Below are 25154 nucleotides of genomic sequence, written 5' to 3'. Positions count from 1 at the left end.
TTTCAGACATCTATTAATTGAAAGTTTAGAGCTTTAGCTTATCTAATTACTCCTCTTCTAAATCTTTAAAATGACTTTCAAATAAATCTAATGCATCTTTGTCAATGACTTCATCATCATGTAGTGCTGAAATCAGACTCTGTAAAGAATTATCATGTATGTTACTTAAAAAATCTTTTGTCTCAACACTTAAATACTCTTTATGTCCAACAACTATTGTATAATGAGTATATCTATCTATTTTTTCTGCATTTAAAAAATGTTTTTTAACAAGTCTTGATAAAAGTGTCAATGTAGTTGTTTGTTTCCATCCATATTTTTGTTCCATAGCTTCAATAGTTTCTTTTGATGTTACAGTATCATTTTTTTCCCAAATAAACTTCATAACTTTTAATTCTGCTTGTGGTATTTTTGAAATTGTCATAGCCTAACGCCCCTCTCATACTTTTATTAAATTAATACTATCGCAATATAGTTTTTAAGTCAAAGATTTTGTCGATAATAATATTTTCCAATTTTTACCATGTACTATTTTTTGAGATAATTCTATAATAAATTACATAAGAATTGTTTATTCTACATTATGAAATTAAATATAGAAACAATATCTACACTATAAAAAAATTATAATTTTAAACATTTTTTAATACATAAATAGAAATTGTCAATATATTTCAAGTGTCTCTTACTTACTATTAAAGCTTCTATAAAATATTCTCCATTATAGTAAAGAATTCTATAAAACTCTTGTTACAGTTATATTAAAATATAAAAAACACTAATTTAAAATATACTGAAGTCTATATTTTTATAATTTCTACTATTATACAACAGGTGAGTAAATGGCACAAGGATATTGTAAAAACACAATTTTAGGGCTAATAAAAACAAAAGAATTCATAAAAATGAATTCTTTTATATATAACCTTAATTCGTTTTTTTTATATAATACTAAAACTACTCTTCTTTATTTATCAAAATTTAAAAATTATTTTACTTTATTCCTAGTAAACAATCCAGTAAATTTATACATCCAAAGTGCATTCATAAATAATAATAGACTTGTTGAGAAAAATACTGTTCTAATACCTAAGTGAGCTGATATTTGTCCCCCTAAGAAAGCTCCTGATGAACAGCCCATATACTGGGCAGATGCATTATATCCAAATATTTTTCCAACATATTCTTCTGGTGTAATTTTTTTTAATAAGCTATTTACAGAAGGATTAAGACCTGCCACTGATAGTCCTAATAAAAACCTCAACAACATCAATTGCCATGCAGTTTTTACAAAAGCTTGTGGTATAAATACAACCCCTGCCCATAAAAGTGAAATTAGCAATACCTTTTGAGGACCTATTTTATCTGACATTTTTCCAAGTTTTTGAGCTGCTAATAAGTTTGCTAACCCAGATGCAGAAAATGTTAACCCTGCTATTAAAGCCACATTTGATGCAAAATTTGTAAGCTGTAATATATATATTGTTACAATTGGCTCTATAGAATATAACGCTAGCTGAGTAATAAATGTAGTCACAAAAATTGATACAATTAAAAACTTATTTGGTAATGGATTTAATGGTTCCCTAGGTACAGAAATTGACTCTTTTATTTCTTTAGGTCTAAAATTATCTACTACAAATAGAATAGATATTATAAATGATACAAATAACAATCCTCCTGTTATAATAAATACACTTTTAAGTCCTAAAATTGATTCTATATATCCTCCTACTGTTGGTCCAATTAATGAACCAGTAGTTGACGCTGTTGCAAGTGTACCTAAAGCCCAACCAGAGTGATTTTTATCTGTCTGGGTTGCAATCAGTGTAGTACATGCAGTAGCATAACCTGTAAAAACGCCTTGAAGAATCCTTAACCCTAATAACTGATAAACATTTTGTACAAACGCCATGGTAAATATCACTATTCCCATACCAACACTTGCACGTAGAAGCATTGATTTTCTACCATATTTATCAGCAGCTTTCCCTCAAATCGGGGAAAAAAATGCTGCTACTACAAAAGTACATCCAAAAATTATACCTGAATACTGTTGTATTAAGCCAACATCAGTTACACCCAACTGTTTAATATATAGTGGAAGTATAGGTGCTATTTGGCTCATACCTATAGAACTAAAGAACATCCCTATCCAACATACAAATAAATTTCTTTTCCACAACTCCATATAGAACTACCCCCCCTATATTTTATTTTTTTTGACAACACTATAATTTAATTACTTTTATACTATTAATTATAAAGTTTAAAAAAACCAATTTCCATGGATAACTCTAAAAAATAAAAATTTTTTATATTCATTTATGTCTATTTCAAAAATAAATTTCAAATTTAAAAAAATTTACTTACGACAAAATTTTTCTTCATGTATAATCCTAATATAAATAAATTACACTTGGAGGTAAATGAATATGCCACAAAATAGAAAAGAAAGTTTAATATTTACAGTACTTATGTGTGCTTTTATGGTATTTTTTATGAGCGTTTATAATATTTCTATACATGATAAATTCTCATTAGATACCTTTAGAAGTGCATGGTTGGACTTCCCAACTACATATGTTATAGCTATGGTTTTTGACTGGTTTATTGTTTCTAATATCGCAAAGAAAGTAGCATTCCGTATTATAAATCCAGATGCTAAACAAATTATAAAAGCTATTGTTATATCTAGTTGTATGGTTTGTGGAATGGTCATATGTATGTCTTTATTCGGAGCTCTTAAATCAATTGGGAGTACTAATACACTTGTCACTATATGGATGATAAATATAGCAAACAATTTTATTGTTGCATTGCCACTACAGCTATTAATTGCAGGGCCATTAGTAAGATTTATTTTTAGAACATTATTTCCAGAAGGTACAATTATTGAAGTAGTAAACTCTTAAAATAAATAAAGGTATAAAGAGTTATTGTACTCTCTATACCTTTTATCACTCTAAATTAAAATTATATTTATTTCCAGTACTATACATAAAGAATCATATCTATTCTATATTAAATATTTAAAATATAATTTATTCAATGTATCCATCTTTTCTCTTATAATATTGTTTAGGAAACTCATAACTAGAAAATAATAGTGGAGATAGAGAATATGAGTAACTTCCCGCGTTATTAATCGAAATCAAATCCCCTATATTTGCTTTTTTCAATTTTACATTATTTGCTATTACATCTAATGAAGTGCAAAGATTTCCAACAACATTTACATACTCTTCTTCTTTTACATTATTTAATACTGCAAGAGAAAATGCATGGTTTGATGTATATAATGGTTCTTGACCTTCTAATTCTACTCCACAAGTAACCTTTTCAACTAGATTAGAAATAATAGGTCTCATAAATCCATTAAGTCCATTTTTTACAATAAGATATTTCTTTCCTCTTGATACTTTAATATCTACAATTTTGACATAATAATTACCTGATTTACAAACTATGAAACGACCTGATTCAATAAGAAGCCTTGCATTCAATGTCTTTGAATTAGTTAAGGCAATCTTTTCAGTTAATTCTGAAAGTTTTTTAAGATTAAGTGGATTCTCTCTAAGATTATCATAAACTACTCCAAGGCCACTACCAAAATTTATGAATTCGATATTAACATATTTACTTTTATTTAAGTTTAAAGCTATAAGAAAACATTTTTCATAATAGCATCCTAATTTTTCAAAATCCAATACCTGAGATTTAATATGTATATGAATTCCAACTATAGATATATAATCACAAATGCTTAACATCTTTAAAACACTGTCAATATCTTCTATATCAATACCAAATTTACTTGATATAGCATTATCATCATCCATAGTAAAATCAGGATTTATTCTAATTCCTATTTTAGCTTTCTTATTACTTTTTTTTGAGATTTTATTTATAAGTTCTATTTCTGTAATACTATCTGCAATAATTATACATTTATCTAAAACAGTTTCTATGTCAGATTCTGTTTTACCTGGTGATGAATAATATATATCATCTTTGGCAATTCCACATTCTGATGAAAGTAGCACCTCATTAATTGAAGCAGCATCTGCCCCAAATCCTTGTGATACAATACTTCTCACAATTTTATTATATGGATTTGTTTTTATGGAATATAAAAAATCAAAACCTAAAATATTATTTTTTAGCTCTTTACACTTTTCAATTATATTAGTCTCATCATATATGTAACAAGGTGCATGTTCTTCTATAAATTGAATTTCTTTATTTGAGTACATATTTTTACCTCCAAGTTTATAAAATTATAGTTATCTTTTCTTAGTTTTTTAGTAATTTATTTCAAATTTATTACAAGTTTGGAAAGGATATTGTTGTTAACGCATTATCATAGTATCCTAAAACTATATTAAACTCTAAAATTGTGAGGTTATTTATGAAATTCTTAATGGTTTTTTTAGTATACTTTTTGATGTACATTTTACTTGTGCGTATTGGGAAAAGGCTTAATAAAGTATATCCATATAAAAATCATATTTTTACATGGATGATTTTAATTTTATTATCATTTTATATAGTTACAAATATAGCTGTTTTTTTTAAATCACTTATCTAATACTCTTGATTTTAAGGTATTATGATAAAATAAACTTCATTCTATGTAACTTGTCTTTAAAAGTTTTTTATGCAGATATTGTTATATAATTAAAAACTATTTTAAAATACTATGGAGGTGTCAATATGGAAGTATGTATTCTTATGGGAAGCCCTAAGAAAAAAGGTAATACTGCTGCTATTCTAAAACCTTTTATTGAGGAATTAGAAAATTATAATGCAAATATTGAAGTAATATGGTTATATGATTGTAAAATAGAACCTTGTATTGCCTGTAAGAAATGTCAGAAAAATTTATCCGAATTTGGATGTTACCATGAAGATGATGTTCAGAAAATTTTTAAGAAAATTCTTATGTGTGATTTAATTATTTTTGCAACTCCAATTTATTCTTGGTACTGCACTTCACCAATGAAATCATTACTTGATAGATTGGTATATGGAATGAACAAATACTATGGTGGTGAAAAAGGACCTGCATTATGGGCAGGAAAATCATTAGCACTTATTACAACATGTGGATATAAACCTGAAAAAGGTGCTGATATTTGGGAAAACGGTATTAAGAGATATTGTAAACATTCTCAGTTAAAATATATAGGAATGCTTGTTGAGCGTGACTTAGGTAAACCTAATTTCATGGATACAGAAAAAGAAGAACATTCTCGTCAATTCGCAAAACAAATTTATAATGTTTTAGATAATTCATCTAATGCAGATAACTGTTAAGTAAATAATGCTATAAGTAAAATGTTAATAATGTAAGTAAAGCTTATATAATTTAAAATTTATATAAGCTTTATTTTAATATATTTTATTCTCCAAGTGTTATATTATTTATACCATTATTTTTAACTTCAATAACTGGATGCCCATTTCCTAAAATATAATCTTTAGACCAACCATCTGGTAACTTATTTAATCCATTTCCAATCAACTTCAAGTGTAAATTTGCTGGTTCTTTTTTCAAGTTCAATTTAAAGATTCCATCAAAGTTATCTTTGCCATCTTTGCCAAATAAACTTATATCTCCGCTTATGTTCGTAGCTGTTACATCTACAATTCCATCATTGACTCTAAATTTTATTTCAGATGATATAGTTTCAGCTGTTACACCTGAAATACCATCATTAGTATTTATATTAAAAGGGTATGTTACACTACTATCGACAATTTTTGCAATTCCATCATTAACATCAATTGTAGCTCCACCTTTAATATTATAAAGTTGCACTACACCGCTTTCAACATCTACGTTAAAATTAGAATACACTTTATCAGGAATCCCAATTCTTATAACATTTACCATTTTATCCTTATTTGCACTTATCATATTATCGCCATTCATATCTTGTAAAGAGCTATCTTGCTTCTCTATTTTTTTCTTAGCACTTACGACCAATTTCCCACTTTTTATATTATTAGAAGATTCCTCTTTGTTCACAGAAAAAGTACAATTTTTTTCATTAGTTACACTTACATAATCAAATTCGAATTTATTAGTATTTGTCTTTTCAACAACTACACCTAAATTATCTATCTCTATAGATACTTGAGAAACTTCATTCCCTTCAATTGAAGTTAGATGTTTTACAATATTAGGAGTTATGTTCATATCATTATATTCCACTACATCTAAACATTGTTTGTATGTATTAGCATCAATTCCTCCAACTTTTGTTATGCTTTTAGCTCCTTTTAGAACTCCTTTATTACTTCCATCAGCAACTAAAACAATTGGTTTCTCTTTAGCTAAAGGAGATAGTGTCAGTGCATCTACTAGTTGATAACCCTTTGTTATGTAAAAATCAGTTGCTCCATTATAAAACTTCTCTATTACCCTTTTATTAGTTTCAAATCTATCATTTCCACCAATTCTAGTGGCATTAGTTTTCTCTACTAAGTCTTCATTTATTGCAGACTTACCCCCTATAGCATAAACATTTAAGCCTTTAGCACTAAATGGAATTGATTTACCATCTGTAAGTATTATGGCTCCTTTGTTTTTTGCAGCTACAGGTGCTACACTCATAGCATCAGCCTCTCCTACAAATCCATTTGTCAGCATGACTTCTTTTACCTTACTTACTTCATTTATTTTTTTTGCTACATTGTAGCTAGTTTCAATTCTATTATTTCCATTTATTCTTTCAACTTCAATACCTTTTCTTTTTATATCTTTTTCTACTGAATTTTCAATAGTATTATAACCACCAATTATATATACTTTTTTTACAGCATTCAAGGTCTTATTATCCAGTCTGTTTGAAGTAGCTTTTGGTATTTCATTTTTTTTAGTTAAAAGTATGGGTGCATTAATAGCCCCAGCTAACCCACTTGACGAAAGACCATCAGATAAGCTTTTATCTCCATTAACTAATATTACAGTATCATAAGTCTGCCTATCTGCTATAAGTCCTGCTGTTTCATACCTATCATTTCCTGTTATTGAATCCTCTTTAAACTGTGCATTTACAGTTAGATTATTTAAAAAAAATATGGTCAAAGCCAAAGTTGATATGCTTATTTTTTTACTGAATTTTTTGAATTTTTTATTCATAATCTCTACTATTTCCCCCTATAAATTAAATTCTTTAATTTGCTTATAACTTATCCTCTTATTTACAAATTATAACATAATTTTATAATCAAATATCTATTTTTCTAAAATTATAAGTCACTTTATATCAATTATTTTATTCACTATAAAATTTATTGGCTATAAAGCAAAAACTAAATTTATAATTAAGACTTTTATAAGCTTTAAGAGGTACTGTTATCTATTTTTAGCAATTAATTAGTAATAAATTTCATTTTTATCTTATTTTCTAACTAATACTTATACAGTTTTCACCATCATCTTACCACCATCAAATACATATTCAACCATATTATTTTCATATAAATATGTTATATAAGAACGTATTGTACTTCCAACTAATACATATTGATTAGCATCAAGTTTGACATTATATAAATCACACATCTTTTCAATAACTTCATCAATCATAATTGGTTCAAAACAAACTTTTTTAATATTATCTATTATTTCCTCCATTTTCTTTTTATTAGTATCAATTAAATTTTTTATATCTGTCATTTTAACAGAATGACTTGGAACAAAAAAATCCGCTTCTAAAGTTCTCATTTTATCTAGCGTCTTAAATTGTGATTCTATATCTAATAGAAAGAAAAAATGATATTTCGTAATTATATTTTCTGGTGTAAGACTATCTGCAACAAACAAAACATTATCTGGAGTTCTAATACCAATCATTTCAAAATAATGACCTGGAAGAGAAATTGCTTCAAGTTCTGTATCTACAATTTTTCCATTTGAAGGTATAATATAATCAACTTCACTTTCTTTTGCTAATAGAAACTTGTTTTTAAGTGCTTTACTTGGATAACCTCCATATAAGAATGCTGATTCTAGTATTGGATTTTCTGTAAAATATCCTTCCATTTTAGTTGTAGCAATCTTGCATTTTGTCTGATTTTTCAAATATGCATTTCCTCCTATATGGTCTGCATTTGAATGAGTGTTTATTATTAATTTAGGATTTAAATTATGCTCTTCTAATAATCTTAGAACCTGTCTAGCTGTATCTTTGTTATTTCCACTCTGAACCTCCCATAACTAAAGTCACAGGGTTCCTGTTTCATAGAATTTCGCATACTAAAATATGTCTTACCAATTCTCCACAGGCTATCCCCGTAGTTCCTACGGTTCTTACATACGTTATCTATTTTAAACTGTTATTAGTCTTAATCCTTCTTTTAGTATATTTATACTCGCATTTATATCTCTATTGTGAGTTACATTACAACAAGGACAAATCCATTCTCTTATACTTAAATTCTTCATTTCCTCATTTTTGTACCCACATTTATTACATATTTGTGAACTTGCAAAGAATTTACCTACCTTTACAATTTGTCTACCATACCAATTAGCCTTGTATTCTAATTGACGAACAAATTCTGACCATGACACATCAGAAATTAAGCGAGATAGTTTATGATTTTTAGTCATATTCTTTACTTGTAAATCTTCTATGCAAATAATATCATTCTCTCGTATTAATTTAGTAGATAGTTTTTGTAGAAAATCCTTCCTTTGATTAGCTATATGTTCTTGAAGTCTTGCAACTTTTAATCTTGCTTTATTTCTATTTAAACTACCAATTGTTTTTCTTGATAATTCTCTTTGTAATTTTGCAAGTTTGTTTAATGACTTCTGAAGATACTTCGGATTTTCTATAAAGTCTCCACAACTTGAGATACAAAATTCTTTAATTCCTAAATCTAAACCTATCTGACTATTAGTATTTTCAAATGCTTTAATATCTATATCAGTACAGCATAATGATACATAATATTTACCACTTGCTTCTTTGGATACTGTAGCATTAAGTATTCTCTCTTGAGGTACTTGTTTATCCCTTACTTTAACCATGCCAAGTTTAGGTAATTTTATATATTGACTAAAGTACATAATATTTCCATTGGTAAAGTTAGTTCTATATGAAAATCTATTAGTTTTCTTTGATTTAAATTTAGGAAATCCTGTATTTTCTTTAAAGAATTTTTTATATGCGTTTTCTAAATCTTTTAAGGTGTTTTGTAGTGAAAATTTGTCAGGTTCTTTAAGCCACTCTAATTCTCTTTTTAAATTGGTCAAATCAGAACTACACTGTTTATAAGTAAAAGTTTCTTTATCACTTTCATAAACTTCTATTTTTTTAGCAAGATACTTATTATATACAAATCTACAACATCCAAAAGTTTTGTTAATTAACTCTTGCTGTTTTTTATTTGGATACATTCTAAACTTATAAGCTTTTTCCACTACTATCACCTCACTTTAATTGTTTTTTATGATTATTAATATACATATCCGAGTAACTTCTATTTTTCATCACCCATTATAATATTAACAAACGTAATTATTTAAAACAATTATTTCGAAGGTTTTATATTTATTTTTAAATAACATATTTAAGAACCGTAAGTCCTAACTTTTATCATTTTTGAGGTTGTCGTTCACATAAGTTCGCTACTACCTATGCAGTTCTCTTATGAACTTCTTACACTTTCATGTAAGCACAGACTATATCTTATCCTTCGGCATTATCCGTTAAGGTCTACCCACTTCCACTACCGATAACTTGTAGTGTACTTCCCTCAAGAGGAATAGTCGTTGAAGTTTCTCCTATTTGGAGCTTACCTGCTGATTGCCCATTTTAAAGTACTTAGGGTTTAACCTTATACAATCTAACCAATTTTTTCTACTTTCGTAACTTTCACACTTAGGTTTATTTCATCCTTATGTTTTAGTTTGGTTAGCTTTAGGGGTTTCCAGCAATTCAAGTAGTATTGGATAGGTTCTATCCTATCTCTACATATAAGTTTCCCTATATGCTGACTATTTTAGCTACTAACTCACGACTAAAGTCACGAGTGTGCGTAGCTATTTTTTAATCAATTAAAATCGCATCATTACCATCTGCATATACACCTACTATTGTAGGGAGTGGAATATAATATGTGTTTCCTTTTATATGTTCTAGAGTTAATTTAGCCATTTTATAACCTCCCTTTAAATTTATTTTTAATTATATCATTAATTTTCAGAAAATTCCAATCAAATTATTTTTATAATATATTTTTATTTTTTTTATTAAAAATTGGAAAAACTATATAATATATATTATAATCTATATATAAGGAGTGATGTTATTGAAAAAAGATAGAATAACCTTTTCAGAAATTTTAATATTAATTGTAGGCTGTATATTAATGGCAATTTCTCTTAACTTGTTTTTTAATCCACATGCAATTGCTGCTGGTGGTATAACAGGACTTGGAGTTGTTTTTAACTCATTATTTGGTGTAGAACTTTGGATTGTCAATTTAATTTTAAATATTCCATTATTCATATTTGCTTACAAGATACTTTCAAAGAAAGATTGTTTTAAAACAGTTTTAGGAATAATTTTTCTTACTATAGCACTTAAACTTACTGCAAATATGGCTACACTAGATATCACAAATGATATGTATCTTGCAATTATATCTGGTTCTATTTTAATGGGAGTTGGTCAAGGTCTTATTTTTAGAATAAATGGCTCTACAGGTGGAACTGATTTGATGGCACTCCTACTAAATAAATATTTTCCTACATTTAGTATACCTGTTTTGATGGGAATTGTTGACTGTGTCGTAGTAGTTCTATCAGGTATAGTAAATAGACAGGTTGAAATTGCACTTTATTCAACTGTAGCTTTATATATTTTAGTAAAAGTTAGTGACTTACTTATTGAAGGATTTAATTATTCAAAATCATTCACTATCATATCTGACCTTTCAAAAGATATAAGTAAAAAAATAATGGAAGATTTAGATAGAGGTGCAACTATTCTAAAAGGCGAAGGTGCTTATACTGGAGAAAATAAGAATGTACTCTTAGTGGTAGTTGAAAAGAAAGAAGTTGTCGAATTAAAAAAATTAGTAAAAAATGTCGACCCCAATGCATTTATTATAATTGCAGATATACATGAAGCTTTGGGTAATGGATTTAAAAAAATAGAATAAGTACAAAACAAATGGCAGGCATAATTAACATATATAAACAGAGCTTTTTATATGTTAATTATGCCTGCTTTTAAACTTCTTTTTCATCTTATTATCAATAATTGGTACTGGAATTACCATCCCAATTAGACTAATTATAATATTTATCAAACTTAAGTATTCAGGACTTATTTCTATAAACATCTTATTAAAAAAAATAACAATTGCCAAAATAATGCCTGTAATAATCCATATATTTGCCCCATAACTATGTGCATAATCCCAAGCCTCTTCAGATTTCATTGACTCTTTAGTTCTATATCCATGAAATTTATTTATATCTTTTGGAGCTCTATATTTATATGAGATTCCTATCAATATAATCATTATTGGTACTATCATATCGATAATCCAAAATATTTCCATCGTAACTACCCCCAGACTTTATATGAATTTTTCTAGCTGTACTTGAACTTAAATATAACATTCTAAAATTTTATAATTATTATCCTCAATTATATCATCTGCTCTATTTTATAACAATCAAATTTGAATCCAACGGTATAATACCACAGTTTATTTTAAATCATATAATAGCACTCTATTTAAATTATAAAAAACTTACATAATTATATAATAAATAATATATATATAGCCAAATCGGTCTAAATATGTATATAATATATCTAATATAATTCTTACACTTATAAGTACCAATAAAAATTAAAATACAGAAGGAGAACTAAAAATGAGTGTTAGTTTACAAAAAGGACAAAGAGTAAGTTTAGTAAAAGACAATAATCCTGTAAAAAATGTGATTGTAGGATTAGGATGGGACATGAACAAAATAGGTAGAAAAAATTACGACCTAGATGCATTTGCGATAGCATTGACTAGCCAAGATAAAATGAGTTCTAAGAGTGATTTAGTTTATTTTGGTAATCTTAAGCATCCTTCTAAAGCTATCATACACACTGGAGATAACTTAACTGGAAGAGGTGAAGGTGATGATGAACAGATAATGGTTAATTTAGATGATATTCCAGAATATGTACATAAGATAGTTTTTGGAGTCTCTATATTCAAAGCTAACAAAAGAAATCAAGATTTCGGTCAAATGAATAATTCTTTTATAAGATTAGTTGATGCAAATTCTAAACAAGAATTATTTAAGTATAACCTTCAAGAAGATTTTTCTGGTAAAGTCACAGTTTTAGCAGGTGAAATTTATCTCAGAAATGGAGAATGGAAATTTAACGCTTTAGGTATTGGTCAAAATGAAGAGATTCGTGAATTAGCTAATGTATATAGTTAATAATAATTACAATGAAAAATTTATAATAAGGAGTTGTTTTAAATGGGTATAACTTTAGCAAAAGGACAAAAAGTAAGTTTAACAAAAACTAATCCTGGTCTTAAAAAAGTAGTAGTAGGATTAGGATGGGATACTAACAAGTATGATGGTGGATTTGATTTTGATTTAGACGCTTCTGCATTTTTAACTGGTGCCGATGGTAAAGTTACAAATGATGGAGATTTTATATTCTATAATAATTTAAAACATGCTTCTGGAGCAGTTGAATATATGGGTGATAATAGAACAGGTGTTGGTGAAGGTGATGATGAACAAATAAATGTGGACTTATCTAAAATACCACAGGATATTGCTAAAATATCTTTTACTGTTACTATAAATGAAGCTGTTACAAGAAGACAAAACTTTGGACAGGTTGAAAATTCATATATAAGAATATACAATGAAGAAACTAATGAAGAGCTTATTAAATATGAATTAGGTGAAGATTTTAGCATAGAAACAGCAATAGTAGTTGCAGAATTGTATAGACACAATGAAGAATGGAAATTCAATGCTTTAGGCTCTGGTTTTGAAGATGGTCTTGCAGGATTATGTGGAAATTTTGGTGTTAATTTAGGTTAAGATTAATTTAAAATAGTAAAGATATTTTTTAAACTAAATCGATTTAATATCATAATAGTGAATAAAAAAAGAGTATATTAATATACTCTTTTTTTATTTCCTATTTTTAGTATGTTATAAAACATTCATTTTTTTATTCTTTTTTCTCATTTGCTTTTTTCCAAACTCTACTGAAATATCAAAAAACGATGAAATATTTTCTGTAAAGAATTTATTTTTATGATATGCAATGTCGAATGTCCTCTGTAAATTGATACCCTCAATATCACAAGACCATAAAAGATGCTTTTTCAAATAGTCCTCAACAAGTAATTCAGATATGACTGCAATACCAAAGTTATCTACAACTGCTCTCAATATAGCTTCAGAATTATAACACGACCATTTAATATTCATTGGTATTTTCAATTCTTTTAGCTGACTTTCTAATTGAGCTCTTGTGCCACTTCCCAACTCACGCATAATTAATGGTTGATTTGAAAGTTCTGAAACGTTTATGTAATCTCTTTTGTAAAATTCATGCTTATTAGAACATATAAGCACAAGATGGTCATTAATAATGCTTTTTGTAACAATATCTGGATGCTTTATTTTACCTTCTACAATTGCAATATCTAATTCACTATTAAGTAGTTTCTTTGCAATCAACCTTGTATCCTCTACAAATACTTCTGGTTCTAACAAGGGATTTACCTTATATAATTCTAATATTATTGGACTTATTACACATGTTCCAACAGTTACTGTAGCTCCAACTCTTATACGAATGTTTTTTGCACAGTGTTTCATGCAATCATTCATTTCTTCATTTATAGATAAAAGATGCCTTCCATATCCAAGAAGTTTTTTCCCTGCTTCTGTTAAGTATAATTTTTTTGAAATTCTATCAAATAACTTAACTCCATACTCTTTTTCTATTTCTGAAATAACTTGGCTAACTGATGACTGTGTAATATACATATTTCTTGCTACTTCACTCATTTTACCACACTCGGCAACCTTAACAAATATCTCAAGACTGCGAATAGTCATATTATCACAACCTTAGCAAACATTAGTAAATACTTATGATTTTATTAATATTTTAGTATTTTACAAATGTATTGTCAAGGACTATAATTTTAGCATAGAGTTATAAAAGAGATTGGAGTGTGATATATTGTGAAAGTATTAATTATAGGTGGAGTTGCTGCTGGAACAAAGACTGCTGCAAAAATAAAACGTGAAATGGGTGATAACTGTTCTGTTACGATTCTAAATAAAGGTGAAGATATTTCTTACGCTGGTTGTGGTCTACCATACTATGTTGGAAATGTAATTGAAGATAAATCATCTTTAATTGTAAATACACCAGAAAGTTTTTCGAAGCTAACAGGAGCAGAAGTTCGTTGTGGAGTTGAAGTTACATCTATTGATAGAAAGGCAAAACAAGTAAGTGTGAAAACGATTTCAACAGGAGCAGAAGAAAATTTATGCTATGACAAACTTGTAATTGCTACAGGAGCAGACCCAATAAAACCGCCAATACCTGGTATTGACCTATCTGGAGTATTCTTTATGCGTACTCCAAATGATGCTATAACACTAAGAGATTCTCTTGGAGATGGTGTTAAAAGAGCTGTTGTTATTGGAGGAGGTTTTATTGGTCTTGAAATTGCTGAAAACCTTTCTGCAATGGGTATACGTGTAAGTGTTATTGATATGGCTGAACATGTTATGCCTGGATTTGATACTGATTTTGCTGAATATGTTGAAAATCACATGGCTGATAAAGGTATAATGATTTTTACAGGTGACCAAGTTGTAGGTATTGAAGGTCAAAATAAGGTCGAAAAGCTTCGTACTAAAAATAGAGTTATTAAAACAGATTTGGTAGTTATGTCAGTTGGAATTCGTCCTAACACAGATTTTCTAAAAGACACAGATTTAGAATTTGCTCCAAATAAAACACTTATTACAGATGAGTATATGCTTACAAATGATAAAGACATCTATGCAGTTGGGGATTGCGCTTTTGTAAAAAATGCTTTAACAAATAAACCTACATGGTCACCTATGGGCTCATCTGCAAATCATGAAGGTAGGATTTGTGCACAAAATATATCTGGCAAATCTAAAACTTATAAGGGTGCTCTTGGAACAACTGTAGTAAAATTGCCTGAACTCAATGTAGGTAAGACAGGTTTAAGTAAAGAAGCTGCTGAAAAAGAAGGTTATAATGTTTGTTCTGTAACTATAGCGACTGATGACAAAGCTCACTATTATCCAGGTGCTTCTAATTTTATTATAAGAATGGTTGCTGAAAAGGATATTAGAAAATTATTAGGTGTTCAAGTTATGGGACCTGGAGCAGTCGATAAAATAGTAGATATCTCTGCTACTGCAATAACTTTAGGAGCTGACCTTTATTCACTAGAAAGTATGGACCTTGCATATGCACCATCTTTTTCAACTGCTATTCATCCATTTGTCGTATCAGTAAATGTTTTACAAAACAAACTAAATGGAGAACTCGATAGTGTTTTACTTGATGAAATAGAAGACTTCGACAGCTGGACTAAACTAGATGTTTCAAAAGCTCCTTCTATTCCTGGTTTACGTTATCTTCCTGTTGGTGAGATTAATGGAGAAATTGAAGGTCTTTCTAAGGATGAAAAAATTCTTCTTATATGTGCAAAAGGTAAAAATAGCTATATGGCTCAAAATCGTTTAAAACGATTTGGCTATACAAATACAAAAGTTCTTGAAGGCGGAATACTATTTTATCCAAATCTTAAGGTAATGGAGGATTAATTATGAGTAATATTACAGCAGAACAAAAAAAAGAATTAAAAGGTAGAGGGTTTTTACCAAGTAGAGATGGAGAACATTTTGCAGCACGTATAATAACTGTAAATGGTGTAATAAACACAGCTCAAGCAAAAAAGATTGCAGAAGCTGCTGAAAAATTTGGAAATGGTCAATTAGCATTTACTACTAGATTAACAGTAGAATTACCTGGTGTAAAATTTGAAGATATTGAAGCTTTAAGTGAATTTATTGCTAGTGAAAATCTAATCACAGGCGGAACTGGCTCAAGAGTTCGTCCTGTTGTAGCTTGTAAGGGTACTGTTTGTGTTCATGGATTAACTGATACACAGGAACTTGCTGCTGAAATACATCAAGAATTTTACAAAGGTTGGTATGATGTAAAGCTACCTCATAAATTTAAAATTGGTGTTGGAGGATGCCCTAACAATTGTATTAAACCCGACTTAAACGACCTTGGAATTGTTGGTCAACGTGTACCTGATTACGACTCTGAACTTTGTGTTGGTTGTAAAAAATGTGCTGTTATGGAAGTCTGTCCTGTCAAAGCAGCTAAATTAACAGATGAAGGTAAACTTGAAATAGACAGCAATCTATGTAATAACTGTGGTAAATGTATAGAAAGTTGTAATTTTGACAGTATTGAAGAAAAAGAATCTGGTTATAAAGTATATATTGGAGGAAAATGGGGCAAATCTGTTCGTCCTGGAACACAGATTGATAGATTATTTTCAAAACAGGAACTTATGACTTTAATTGAAAAGGCAATTCTTTTATTTAGAGAACAAGGTAAGACAGGTGAACGTTTTGGAATAACAATTGACAGAATTGGTGTTGATAAATTTATAGAAATGCTTTTATCAGATGATGTTTTGGAAAGAAAAGAAGATATACTTGATGCTCTTTTACACCTTACAGGTGGAGCTCTATGCTAACAAAAAAGGTTTTAATTGTATAAATAACATTGACATATGTAAAAAAATTTAGTTAAGAATAATTAAAAAAGTAATCATTGTAAATAATTTGTAAAGATATATTTATTTATATCTTTACAAATTATTATTTTATAATAACTATTTATTAATTCTATTCTAATTATATAAAATACACAATAATTAATAATATCCGACATTATTAATTTTGAATTGTATTAATTGAAAAGTTAACTATCCCACTATTTCCATCTTGATTTACAACCAGATACCATGTCCCTGTATTAGGTACCCTCATTCTGCATAAATTTTTCTTAGCAAATCCACCATAGTAATCATAATTTTTTTGATTTTTAAATTTCACATAGTTTATATGATCTAGCAATATTACGTTAGCTTGTTTTTCTAAATTCACTTCTACAATATCCCCTTTTTTTAGATTCATCTTGCTATAACTATATTCCATTAAACTACCCCTCCAGTATCGAATAATCTTTGTTATTTACTCATATCATATATATGAAAATCCATTTAAAATATTATAAATACTATACAATTGCATTATTATCCAGTTTTAACCTTGTCTACTACAACCCAAAGTTTATTAAAAATATTATTGCCAACAATTTCTCCATCCCATACTACTTTTTCTTCTTTATTTTCTAATAAAGCATAATACCCAGAGTCAGAACTTTCATCTTTATAGACTGTAACGTAAAATTCTTCATCACTATATCCGGGCTTATCTTTAAAGTCTTCAGATATTTTACATTTTAATATATATCCTTCTAATTCTTCCTCTATAAACAAATCAATTCCTCCAATCTCTATATTTTTACTAATTATACCATATTATGCTATAATCTTTGTATTTTATTGAAAATTTCTATTTTTTCTTTATTTCATAAATAAATTATATAAATTTTTGTTTTTTTACTTTATATTATATTAATTATTCCTTTTATTTTAATATATATTTCTTTATAATTTATAAATTTACTCACTAGTTTATATAGCTTTATCTAGACGAATATAGCAACTCACTTTATATTAAACAATTTACATTTTCTTAATTTCTATATTTGTATTTTTTCTTGTCAATTATTATTTTTTAAAGTAATTTATATTAATTAAAATATAATGAGATTGATTTAAATATTATAATAAAATCATTATCTATTGAAAATAACATAAAAAAACAAGTATTCTATAAAATGCAAAATACTTGTTCTTTATAATTATTTTTGATTTTCTAGCATTTCATTTAAAGCATCGTATGTGAAATTTATTATTTCTTCACAACTTACTTTATTTTTTTTCAATGATGCACATATTTCTGTACTGTATTTTCCTCTTACTCTATTCATTAATTCTCTTGAATACTTTCTTGCCATATTTTCATCCAAATTACTATTTCTTCCATTTAAGTAGCCTATTATAACAATAGCTGCGTTTACAGCTCCACAGACACTTCCAACAGTAATTCCAACCCCCATACCACTTCCTATAGAAATCGGTATATCTGTGTTATGCTCTTCATTATATGATTTTATTAATGCCTCTGCACAAGTGTATCCTTGACTATGATATATTGATGGTCTTGTCATTTTTATACTTCCTTTCAGATTTTATTTTACATATTTTATCATTACTTAATATAATAATATCAATATTTTATATAATATTTTTATACCCAGAAACTCTAACTTATATTTATGATAGGTAAATTTATAGTTTTCTAAATTTAAATTACTTTTTTATGAAATTGCCTTCATTAAATCTTTCAGATGATATGCTTTTATTATATCTTAAATTTATTTTAGTTTCTGTGACTTAGTCACACAATCTATATCTATTTGTAATAATTTAATCTAATTTTCCAGTATTATATGATATACCTTTATGTATTAATTATAATTTTTCAGACAGTAACTAAACTCTATTAAATTAAGCAATATATTATTGAGTTTAATTCTTTGTATTTAAACAAAAGATTTGCTAAAATAAAAATAAGCAATACTACATAAATCAAACCCCGAGGAGGTTGTCAAATTGAAAAAAATACTTATAACAGGTGCATTAGGACAAATAGGTTCAGAATTAACAATAAAACTTAGAAATGAATATGGAGAAAAAAATGTAATTGCTAGTTCAAGAAGAATAAAAGAAGGGAATCCTGTGTGTGAATCTGGTATATTTGAAATATTAGATGTTACAGATAAAAATCACTTCTTGGAAATTGCAAAAAAATACGATGTAGACACTATAATTCATCTAGCTTCTTTACTTTCTGCTGTTGCTGAAAGTAAACCTTTAGAAGCATGGAATTTAAATATGAATGGATTAATAAATGGTCTTGAAGTAGCTAGAGAATTAGATTGTAAATTTTTCACACCTAGTTCAATTGCTGCATTCGGTGAAAATTCTCCAAAAAATATGACTCCTCAAGACACATTACAAAGACCTAATACTATGTATGGTGTGACTAAAGTTTCTGGTGAGTTATTGTGTGATTATTATCATTCAAAATTTGGAGTAGATACTAGAGGAGTTAGATTCCCAGGCCTTATTTCTTATGTTACTCCTCCTGGTGGAGGAACTACAGATTATGCAGTTGATATATATTACGAAGCATTAAAAAATAAGAAATATAAATCTTATATAGCAAAAGGTACTAAGATGGATATGATGTATATGCCTGATGCACTTCAGTCAATAGTAGATTTAATAGAAGCTCCAGCTGATAAACTTATTCATAGAAATGCTTTTAATATTACTGCTATGAGTTTTGCTCCTGAGGAAATAGCCGATTCTATAAAAAAATATATTCCTGACTTTGTAATAGAATATGATGTAGACCCTGTAAGACAAAGTATCGCTGATTCTTGGCCTAATTCTCTAGACAGCAGTAGTGCAGTAAAAGAATGGAATTTTAAATTTAATTACGATTTAGATAAGATGACTAAAGATATGTTAGAAAAATTATCAGAAAAAGGAATAGGTAAATTCTAAATATAATTTACTTCAAGTAACCTATAATGGCGAAATTCCTCTTCCTCTCCGCAGGAGGTAGAGGATATAAGCCTAACCGATAGGTTATTTCTTTTGATTGATTTTCATAAAAATGTATTCTATTATTAAATCAGTAGTAAAAACTAAAAGGAAAGGAAAAGCTACTATTTTAAGTGTAGTAAAAAATTTGCTTGAATTTTACTACACTTTATATAATATATTATAAGTAGCAGGGACTAATATTGCTAAACTTAAGAGAAATTAGAGAAGAAATAATTAAAAAATATATAGGTGATAATTTAATTTCTGAGCTTACAGAAGAATTAAAGAACATACTTATAACTGATTTGCAGTCTAACCCATTTAAAAGTAATATTGAACTTAGTATAATACCAGCAAATATAGAAATATTTAAAAAAATAGAAAGTACATTGCTAGACTCTAAAGTTAATTTAAAAATGGGCTGGGAAAGGATACTTATAAATTACATACTAAAAGATTTATTTGAGTTAAATTACGAAATAAATAAAAGTTGTAATGAGCCTTTGATGTTTAGAATCATTATATCTATTGATTCTTATGATGCTTAATCTTACTAAATAATATACATGAGGATGTGCTTTATATTTATGAAATACAAGTTATTTATAGACTTTGAATTTAATATATTGGATGATAATAAAAACAAATCAGAATATAGTGGAGCTGAATTAATTTCAATTGGTGGAGTTTTAGTTGATAATAAATTTAATATATTGGATGACTATTATTCTTTAGTTAAACCAAAATATAATGAAATACTTTCAAATAAATGTAAAAAACTCACTAAATTAAACCAATTAGATATTGATAATGCTCCTAATCTTTTATATGTTATGGATGATTTTTATAAATGGTTTTGTAAATTTAATGATATTACAATATATAATTGGGGTGATTTTGACATTGCTGGTCTTCTAAATTCATTTAGAGTATATAAATATACTGGTAAATGCTTAGAATTATTTAATATGATGATTGACATTCAACCTTTTATCTCTCAACATATTACATACAATAATAGAATCTTATCTAAACAATTATCTTTACTGAATATGAAAAAGATTTTTTCTTTAGAAGGAGATATTAAACATAACTCACTTTCAGATGCTATGGATTTAATGAATGTATGTAAAGGCTTTTACCTTAACTACCCTAAAAATATCAATACTCTTGAAGAATTATATGATAAATTACCTCCTATCAAAACTCCTTTATATTATATCCCATACTTTGAAGATGAAAATTTCGAACTTAAATTCGATAAGACTCCAGAAGATATAATAATATATCTTAAACAAATATTAAATATACTAAATATAAGTAAAAAAGAAATCTATTTTAAAAAAAGAAGTGTGTTAGTAAATAACACCAAAATTATTAATTTTAAAAATCTATCTTCTTCTTTTAAATTAACAAAACTCAATGAATTTGAAGAATACCCTGATTTTATCTTAAAATTAGGAGATAAAAAAAATTTTGTTGAATCTGTTGTTAAAATAAATAAAAGCAATAGAAAATCTATAAAAAATTTAATATTAAAGTTATCAAGAACACCTTAAATAATTGAATTCAGTTATTTAAGGTGTTTTTATATCTTGAATTAAAATTTTTATACGGGACATAATAACTAAATGCAAATATTTTTTAAAGGAGTAATTGATAGATATGACAGTAGTATTAGTAAGAAGTATTATATTATACATAACAGTGCTAATTGCGCTTAGAGTCATGGGAAAAGGTGAGATAGCTGAGATGAACTGTTTCGATTTAGTTATAACACTTTTAATTGCGGAAGTTGCATCTGTTCCAATGGAAAATAATAATATACCAATTATAAATGGCGTTGCAGCAATAACTGGACTTGTAATTATGCAGACTCTAATTTCATTCCTATCATTAAAAAGTAGAAAATTAAGTTCATTTTTATCAGGTAAACCTTCTATACTAATAGATAAGGGAAAAATTGTATATAAAGAACTTAAAAAAGAAAGAGTTAGTATAGATGAATTGTTAGAACAACTGAGAATTCAAGGATACTTCAATCTAAGAGATGTCCAGTATGCCATTTTGGAGACTGATGGTAATTTAAGTGTTGTACCAGCATCGAGTTATAATAGTACTCCTCCAAGAGCATTTAATCATTTACCAATTCCACTTATATTGGATGGTAGGATAATAAATAAAAATTTAGATATAGCTGAAAAAGACACTAATTGGTTAATGGGTATCTTAAAATCTAACCACATAGAAACTTTTAAGGATGTTCTTATTTGTGTTTTAGACGAAAACGACAAAATATTTATTCAAAATAAAAAGGGTGATTAATATTGAAATCTACAACATTTGTTATAATATGGGCTATTTTATTCTTATTATTTGGATTTTACATTAATAATAAACTATATGATTTTACAGAGGGCTACAAAGATAATATGTCTATTTTGGAAAAATCTATAGAAAATGAAGATTGGGAAAAAGCTCAAAAAGAAGCTGATTCCATATCTACAAGATGGGACAAAGAAAGAAATCATTGGTATAAAGTTTTAAACCATGAGTATTTTGATGAAATAGGTCTAAGATTTAATATTCTTGATAAGGCAATTTATACTGAAAATAAATTAAAATCTTTAGAAGAGGTTGAAGGTATAAAGACATATTTAGGAAATATTGTTGAAAGTGTCAAATTTGATATCAATTATATATTTTAATAACTTAAAACAAGGATATTGATAAAAGTAATATAATCTATATCCTTGTTTTCTGCTTTTATGAAGCATATTAATAGCATATACAGATTTTTTACTCTAAAATTTGCAATAGTTATTGCTTTTATTTATAAGTTATTACTATCAAAATAAATTTTAAAAGCTTCTCCAATAAACTTAGATGCACCATCACCATATTTCTTATCATTTACTTTTATATATGTAGAATTTGATAAATAAAGTTCTGCCATGTAATCAAAATATCTTTCTCCATTATCTATTTTATAAAAATCGTTGCTCTTTTTCATTTCATTGTCTATTTCTTTAACAATACTCTGAACCTCTTTTGATGAACAATCTCTACTTAAATCTGATACAAGCTTTTCATACAATAGATTTATTTTAGGCTTTTTATCTCCTAAATAAATCTCTAGGGTTTGTCCAATAAACTTTCCTGCTCCACTTCCATATTTTTCATCTACATCGTTTATCCACATAGGATTTATCAAATAATTTTGTACCATGTAGTACCAATTATCATCTCCAGTATCCATATAAAAAATTTCGTAATCTTTCTTAGATATATCAGTTATTTCTTTGGCTATCTCTTGAAGTTCTTTTGAAGAAGGATTCTTATTTAAGTCTTCTACGAGTTTTCTATATAATTCTTTTAATTTAGGATGTTTTTCTTTTAAACAATCATTTTTATATATATCAAATTTTTCTCCTAAATTCAATATATCACTGCTAAAGTTTGTTTTTATAGCCTTGGCAAACTTCTCAATAGTTCCATATTGCTTTATAGCCATTTTAGCAATTTTTTCTTCACTAGATTTAACTTTTTCAATAAATTCATCATATTTTTCTACATTACCATAAATTTTAATTATCTTATTTTTATGCTCTCTTTTAAACTCCTGTAGAACACTAAAATATTCACTCATATCAAATTCTTTAAAATTAATAGTACCCTCTCCTTTTATAGTTTTATTTATAAGTTCTATTAATTCATCCAATCTTTTTCGTTTTAAGATGAGTAACTTCTTTTGATTTTTTAAAGCTTCTACTTTATCAAAGTATTGGCTTGACATTATCTCTTTAACTTCCCTCAAAGGTATGTCAATCTCTTTAAAAAATAAAATTTGTTGGAGAGTCTTAATAGCTTCATCATCATAAAGCCTATATCCTGCATCTGTAATTTTATTTGGTTTTAAAAGACCTATTTCATCATAGTAGTGTAATGCTCTGATGCTTATTCCTGTCAAATCTGAAACCTGCTTTACTGTTCTCATATCAACACCTCAAAACTTGATTTTATAGCTATCAATATTTACTAATACATTCAAGCTATATTTTCATATTACACTATTACGTTATGTTAGGGTCAATAAAAATATCTTTTATACGTCCAGAATTGAATATACTGTCTTCATATTCTTCAAAATTTCAGAAAACAGTAAAGGAAGTTGCTCTGTATCATCATCCTTTTGAGTTAAATAATCTATTATAATATTAGATATTATCTCAATTATAGTAGCACACTTATCAAAAATCTCAGCTCCTTGTATGAAAGAGTCATTTTTATATTCATCTCCAAGCTGATTAAGCATTCTACTCATTTTATCAAAACCACCTTTAAATTTGACACTATCTGGTCCTTCAATTCCTCTAATTGCATTTGGAATCGTTGGCACTGTCCCAAAAAACATAACCATATTAGATAATATCTTATCATAATCATCTTTTTCTAGTTCATTTTTCCATCGTGGTAATTCCTTGATAAATTTTTCAAAACCTTTGTATCCCAAAAATCCTTTAGGTGGATTTAAAAACACATTGCTCTTTATAGCAAGTGCTTCTCTTGCAATCTCATATTTATTCTTTGAACCATTCATTCTAACTGTACAAATAGTATTTGCCTTACTCAACCCTAAATAACTACAATTCATACTTTGACGTAATTCGTCATAAGAAAGATATAATAACTCAGTTCTTCCACAATCATACAAGTATATTCTTCCTTCCTTATCGTCATACCCTACCATTAATATGTAATGAAAAGGAATATGCTCTTTATGATATAACTTCTGATAATATGGTAAATAATACATATCTAAAGCTCCTAAAACGACTGGATACCCATCATCAATTTCAGACTTCGCTTTTTTTAATGCTTGCTCATATCTTCTAAACTCATGATGTTTGTATTCAAAACCAACAATTGGTGCTAAAAATTCATACATCTTTTTTGTTCTTCCATCTCCCAAAGCTACCATTCTTTTTAACTCTGCTTTATTTGTTTTCATATAACAAAAGGAACCAAAACCTGATAGCAAAAAGAAAAAATCGTTTGGAAGGTATTCTCCTGTTTTATTTATATATAAATCTTCTATACCATTCCACATACACTCATAATCATGTGAATGATGCTTAATTTCAATTATTTTTCTCATATAGTCTATCTCCTCACTATAAATTTTTATTAGATTTAGTATAAACCCTCTTACAATGAGAGAGTCAATAGCTCTTATACTTATAAAGTTTATATTT

Annotated in this window: 25 protein-coding genes and 1 pseudogene; 12 read left to right on the top strand and 14 right to left on the bottom strand. The window is 27.4% G+C overall.

Annotated elements, in window-relative coordinates; translation table 11 throughout:
- Positions 1–46: 46 nt before the first annotated feature.
- The 3 genes from ACTG45_RS09495 to ACTG45_RS09485 all read right to left on the bottom strand — a co-directional run bounded on the left by ACTG45_RS09495 (position 47) and on the right by ACTG45_RS09485 (position 2191).
- Complete coding sequence (locus ACTG45_RS09495) at positions 47–424, bottom strand: BlaI/MecI/CopY family transcriptional regulator (protein WP_021384626.1); 378 nt, start codon at positions 422–424, stop codon at positions 47–49.
- Between the two features lie 564 nt (positions 425–988).
- Positions 989–1960, bottom strand: a complete 972-nt coding sequence (locus ACTG45_RS09490) for an MFS transporter (protein ID WP_479920220.1) — start codon at positions 1958–1960, stop codon at positions 989–991.
- Between the two features lie 33 nt (positions 1961–1993).
- Complete coding sequence (locus tag ACTG45_RS09485; protein ID WP_021384623.1) at positions 1994–2191, bottom strand: hypothetical protein; 198 nt, start codon at positions 2189–2191, stop codon at positions 1994–1996.
- Between the two features lie 244 nt (positions 2192–2435).
- Between ACTG45_RS09485 and ACTG45_RS09480 the strand changes: the two genes are divergently transcribed.
- The gene (locus tag ACTG45_RS09480; RefSeq protein WP_021384617.1) at positions 2436–2915 is read left to right on the top strand and encodes a DUF2798 domain-containing protein; all 480 of its coding nucleotides are present in this window, start codon (positions 2436–2438) and stop codon (positions 2913–2915) included.
- Between the two features lie 129 nt (positions 2916–3044).
- On the opposite strand, the gene ACTG45_RS09475 is transcribed toward ACTG45_RS09480, so the two are convergent.
- The gene (locus ACTG45_RS09475; protein WP_479918697.1) at positions 3045–4256 is read right to left on the bottom strand and encodes a diaminopimelate decarboxylase family protein; all 1212 of its coding nucleotides are present in this window, start codon (positions 4254–4256) and stop codon (positions 3045–3047) included.
- Between the two features lie 460 nt (positions 4257–4716).
- On the opposite strand from ACTG45_RS09475, the gene ACTG45_RS09470 reads away from it, so the two are divergent.
- Positions 4717–5319, top strand: coding sequence for a flavodoxin family protein (locus ACTG45_RS09470; protein WP_021384619.1), 603 nt, complete (start codon positions 4717–4719; stop codon positions 5317–5319).
- Between the two features lie 85 nt (positions 5320–5404).
- On the opposite strand, the gene ACTG45_RS09465 is transcribed toward ACTG45_RS09470, so the two are convergent.
- From ACTG45_RS09465 to tnpB, 3 genes and pseudogenes are all read right to left on the bottom strand, one after another.
- A complete protein-coding gene (locus ACTG45_RS09465; protein WP_479920219.1) occupies positions 5405–7150 on the bottom strand; it encodes a cell wall-binding repeat-containing protein in 1746 nt (581 codons plus the stop codon).
- A 279-nt stretch (positions 7151–7429) separates the two neighbouring features.
- Positions 7430–8191 (bottom strand): annotated as a pseudogene (locus tag ACTG45_RS09460) (MBL fold metallo-hydrolase); the annotation flags it as partial.
- Between the two features lie 150 nt (positions 8192–8341).
- The gene (tnpB, locus tag ACTG45_RS09455) at positions 8342–9451 is read right to left on the bottom strand and encodes an IS200/IS605 family element RNA-guided endonuclease TnpB (protein WP_479920218.1); all 1110 of its coding nucleotides are present in this window, start codon (positions 9449–9451) and stop codon (positions 8342–8344) included.
- A gap of 875 nt (positions 9452–10326) precedes the next feature.
- Between tnpB and ACTG45_RS09450 the strand changes: the two genes are divergently transcribed.
- Positions 10327–11187, top strand: coding sequence for a YitT family protein (locus ACTG45_RS09450; protein ID WP_044213408.1), 861 nt, complete (start codon positions 10327–10329; stop codon positions 11185–11187).
- 54 nt (positions 11188–11241) lie between these two features.
- On the opposite strand, the gene ACTG45_RS09445 is transcribed toward ACTG45_RS09450, so the two are convergent.
- The gene (locus ACTG45_RS09445) at positions 11242–11592 is read right to left on the bottom strand and encodes an SdpI family protein (RefSeq protein ID WP_479920217.1); all 351 of its coding nucleotides are present in this window, start codon (positions 11590–11592) and stop codon (positions 11242–11244) included.
- A 322-nt stretch (positions 11593–11914) separates the two neighbouring features.
- Here ACTG45_RS09445 and ACTG45_RS09440 point away from each other — a divergent pair, with 322 nt between their 5' ends.
- On the top strand, positions 11915–12481 hold the full coding sequence (locus ACTG45_RS09440; RefSeq protein ID WP_479920216.1) for a TerD family protein: 567 nt from the start codon (positions 11915–11917) through the stop codon (positions 12479–12481).
- A 42-nt stretch (positions 12482–12523) separates the two neighbouring features.
- Complete coding sequence (locus ACTG45_RS09435) at positions 12524–13105, top strand: TerD family protein (protein ID WP_479920215.1); 582 nt, start codon at positions 12524–12526, stop codon at positions 13103–13105.
- A 114-nt stretch (positions 13106–13219) separates the two neighbouring features.
- On the opposite strand, the gene ACTG45_RS09430 is transcribed toward ACTG45_RS09435, so the two are convergent.
- Entirely contained in the window at positions 13220–14137 is a 918-nt protein-coding gene (locus ACTG45_RS09430; protein WP_479920214.1) for a LysR substrate-binding domain-containing protein, read from the bottom strand.
- A 129-nt stretch (positions 14138–14266) separates the two neighbouring features.
- On the opposite strand from ACTG45_RS09430, the gene ACTG45_RS09425 reads away from it, so the two are divergent.
- Positions 14267–15898 (top strand): FAD-dependent oxidoreductase, encoded by a 1632-nt coding sequence (locus tag ACTG45_RS09425; RefSeq protein WP_479920213.1) that lies wholly within the window; start codon positions 14267–14269, stop codon positions 15896–15898.
- Between the two features lie 2 nt (positions 15899–15900).
- On the top strand, positions 15901–16848 hold the full coding sequence (locus ACTG45_RS09420) for a 4Fe-4S dicluster domain-containing protein (RefSeq protein WP_021384600.1): 948 nt from the start codon (positions 15901–15903) through the stop codon (positions 16846–16848).
- Positions 16849–17047: 199 nt separating this feature from the next.
- Here the strand turns inward: ACTG45_RS09420 and mrpB are convergent, their stop codons facing one another.
- The 3 genes from mrpB to ACTG45_RS09405 form a co-directional block, all read right to left on the bottom strand.
- Complete coding sequence (gene mrpB, locus ACTG45_RS09415) at positions 17048–17311, bottom strand: DUF1883 domain-containing protein MrpB (RefSeq protein ID WP_021384598.1); 264 nt, start codon at positions 17309–17311, stop codon at positions 17048–17050.
- Positions 17312–17409: 98 nt separating this feature from the next.
- Positions 17410–17655, bottom strand: a complete 246-nt coding sequence (locus tag ACTG45_RS09410) for an MrpA family protein (RefSeq protein ID WP_479920212.1) — start codon at positions 17653–17655, stop codon at positions 17410–17412.
- 428 nt (positions 17656–18083) lie between these two features.
- Positions 18084–18452, bottom strand: coding sequence for a C-GCAxxG-C-C family (seleno)protein (locus ACTG45_RS09405; protein WP_021384579.1), 369 nt, complete (start codon positions 18450–18452; stop codon positions 18084–18086).
- Positions 18453–18897: 445 nt separating this feature from the next.
- On the opposite strand from ACTG45_RS09405, the gene ACTG45_RS09400 reads away from it, so the two are divergent.
- The 5 genes from ACTG45_RS09400 to ACTG45_RS09380 all read left to right on the top strand — a co-directional run bounded on the left by ACTG45_RS09400 (position 18898) and on the right by ACTG45_RS09380 (position 22607).
- Positions 18898–19857 (top strand): L-threonine 3-dehydrogenase, encoded by a 960-nt coding sequence (locus ACTG45_RS09400; RefSeq protein WP_479920211.1) that lies wholly within the window; start codon positions 18898–18900, stop codon positions 19855–19857.
- A 242-nt stretch (positions 19858–20099) separates the two neighbouring features.
- Positions 20100–20447 (top strand): hypothetical protein, encoded by a 348-nt coding sequence (locus ACTG45_RS09395; RefSeq protein ID WP_021384581.1) that lies wholly within the window; start codon positions 20100–20102, stop codon positions 20445–20447.
- A gap of 39 nt (positions 20448–20486) precedes the next feature.
- On the top strand, positions 20487–21458 hold the full coding sequence (locus ACTG45_RS09390; protein WP_479920210.1) for a 3'-5' exonuclease: 972 nt from the start codon (positions 20487–20489) through the stop codon (positions 21456–21458).
- A gap of 106 nt (positions 21459–21564) precedes the next feature.
- Positions 21565–22224: a DUF421 domain-containing protein gene (locus tag ACTG45_RS09385; RefSeq protein WP_021384595.1), complete on the top strand. Its 660-nt coding sequence runs from the start codon at positions 21565–21567 to the stop codon at positions 22222–22224.
- A gap of 2 nt (positions 22225–22226) precedes the next feature.
- Positions 22227–22607 (top strand): DUF4363 family protein, encoded by a 381-nt coding sequence (locus tag ACTG45_RS09380; RefSeq protein ID WP_021384574.1) that lies wholly within the window; start codon positions 22227–22229, stop codon positions 22605–22607.
- 125 nt (positions 22608–22732) lie between these two features.
- Here the strand turns inward: ACTG45_RS09380 and ACTG45_RS09375 are convergent, their stop codons facing one another.
- Positions 22733–23896: a MerR family transcriptional regulator gene (locus ACTG45_RS09375; RefSeq protein WP_479920209.1), complete on the bottom strand. Its 1164-nt coding sequence runs from the start codon at positions 23894–23896 to the stop codon at positions 22733–22735.
- A gap of 108 nt (positions 23897–24004) precedes the next feature.
- Complete coding sequence (locus tag ACTG45_RS09370) at positions 24005–25057, bottom strand: BtrH N-terminal domain-containing protein (protein WP_479920208.1); 1053 nt, start codon at positions 25055–25057, stop codon at positions 24005–24007.
- Positions 25058–25154 lie beyond the last annotated feature (97 nt).

This window comes from Clostridioides sp. LIBA-7602, assembly GCF_056688945.1.
Note: the sequence above shows the minus strand (reverse complement) of the source record. Positions and strands in the feature narration are given on the sequence as shown.

What these genes read in the sequence shown, in the direction of transcription:
- ACTG45_RS09495 (WP_021384626.1), bottom strand. Translation starts at nt 424, where the DNA reads ATGACAATTTCAAAAATACCACAAGCAGAATTAAAAGTTATGAAGTTT.
- ACTG45_RS09490 (WP_479920220.1), bottom strand. Translation starts at nt 1,960, where the DNA reads ATGCTTCTACGTGCAAGTGTTGGTATGGGAATAGTGATATTTACCATG.
- ACTG45_RS09485 (WP_021384623.1), bottom strand. Translation starts at nt 2,191, where the DNA reads ATGGAGTTGTGGAAAAGAAATTTATTTGTATGTTGGATAGGGATGTTC.
- ACTG45_RS09480 (WP_021384617.1), top strand. Translation starts at nt 2,436, where the DNA reads ATGCCACAAAATAGAAAAGAAAGTTTAATATTTACAGTACTTATGTGT.
- ACTG45_RS09475 (WP_479918697.1), bottom strand. Translation starts at nt 4,256, where the DNA reads ATGTACTCAAATAAAGAAATTCAATTTATAGAAGAACATGCACCTTGT.
- ACTG45_RS09470 (WP_021384619.1), top strand. Translation starts at nt 4,717, where the DNA reads ATGGAAGTATGTATTCTTATGGGAAGCCCTAAGAAAAAAGGTAATACT.
- ACTG45_RS09465 (WP_479920219.1), bottom strand. Translation starts at nt 7,150, where the DNA reads ATGAATAAAAAATTCAAAAAATTCAGTAAAAAAATAAGCATATCAACT.
- ACTG45_RS09450 (WP_044213408.1), top strand. Translation starts at nt 10,327, where the DNA reads ATGTTATTGAAAAAAGATAGAATAACCTTTTCAGAAATTTTAATATTA.
- ACTG45_RS09445 (WP_479920217.1), bottom strand. Translation starts at nt 11,592, where the DNA reads ATGGAAATATTTTGGATTATCGATATGATAGTACCAATAATGATTATA.
- ACTG45_RS09440 (WP_479920216.1), top strand. Translation starts at nt 11,915, where the DNA reads ATGAGTGTTAGTTTACAAAAAGGACAAAGAGTAAGTTTAGTAAAAGAC.
- ACTG45_RS09435 (WP_479920215.1), top strand. Translation starts at nt 12,524, where the DNA reads ATGGGTATAACTTTAGCAAAAGGACAAAAAGTAAGTTTAACAAAAACT.
- ACTG45_RS09430 (WP_479920214.1), bottom strand. Translation starts at nt 14,137, where the DNA reads ATGACTATTCGCAGTCTTGAGATATTTGTTAAGGTTGCCGAGTGTGGT.
- ACTG45_RS09420 (WP_021384600.1), top strand. Translation starts at nt 15,901, where the DNA reads ATGAGTAATATTACAGCAGAACAAAAAAAAGAATTAAAAGGTAGAGGG.
- mrpB (WP_021384598.1), bottom strand. Translation starts at nt 17,311, where the DNA reads ATGGAATATAGTTATAGCAAGATGAATCTAAAAAAAGGGGATATTGTA.
- ACTG45_RS09405 (WP_021384579.1), bottom strand. Translation starts at nt 18,452, where the DNA reads ATGACAAGACCATCAATATATCATAGTCAAGGATACACTTGTGCAGAG.
- ACTG45_RS09390 (WP_479920210.1), top strand. Translation starts at nt 20,487, where the DNA reads ATGAAATACAAGTTATTTATAGACTTTGAATTTAATATATTGGATGAT.
- ACTG45_RS09385 (WP_021384595.1), top strand. Translation starts at nt 21,565, where the DNA reads ATGACAGTAGTATTAGTAAGAAGTATTATATTATACATAACAGTGCTA.
- ACTG45_RS09375 (WP_479920209.1), bottom strand. Translation starts at nt 23,896, where the DNA reads ATGAGAACAGTAAAGCAGGTTTCAGATTTGACAGGAATAAGCATCAGA.
- ACTG45_RS09370 (WP_479920208.1), bottom strand. Translation starts at nt 25,057, where the DNA reads ATGAGAAAAATAATTGAAATTAAGCATCATTCACATGATTATGAGTGT.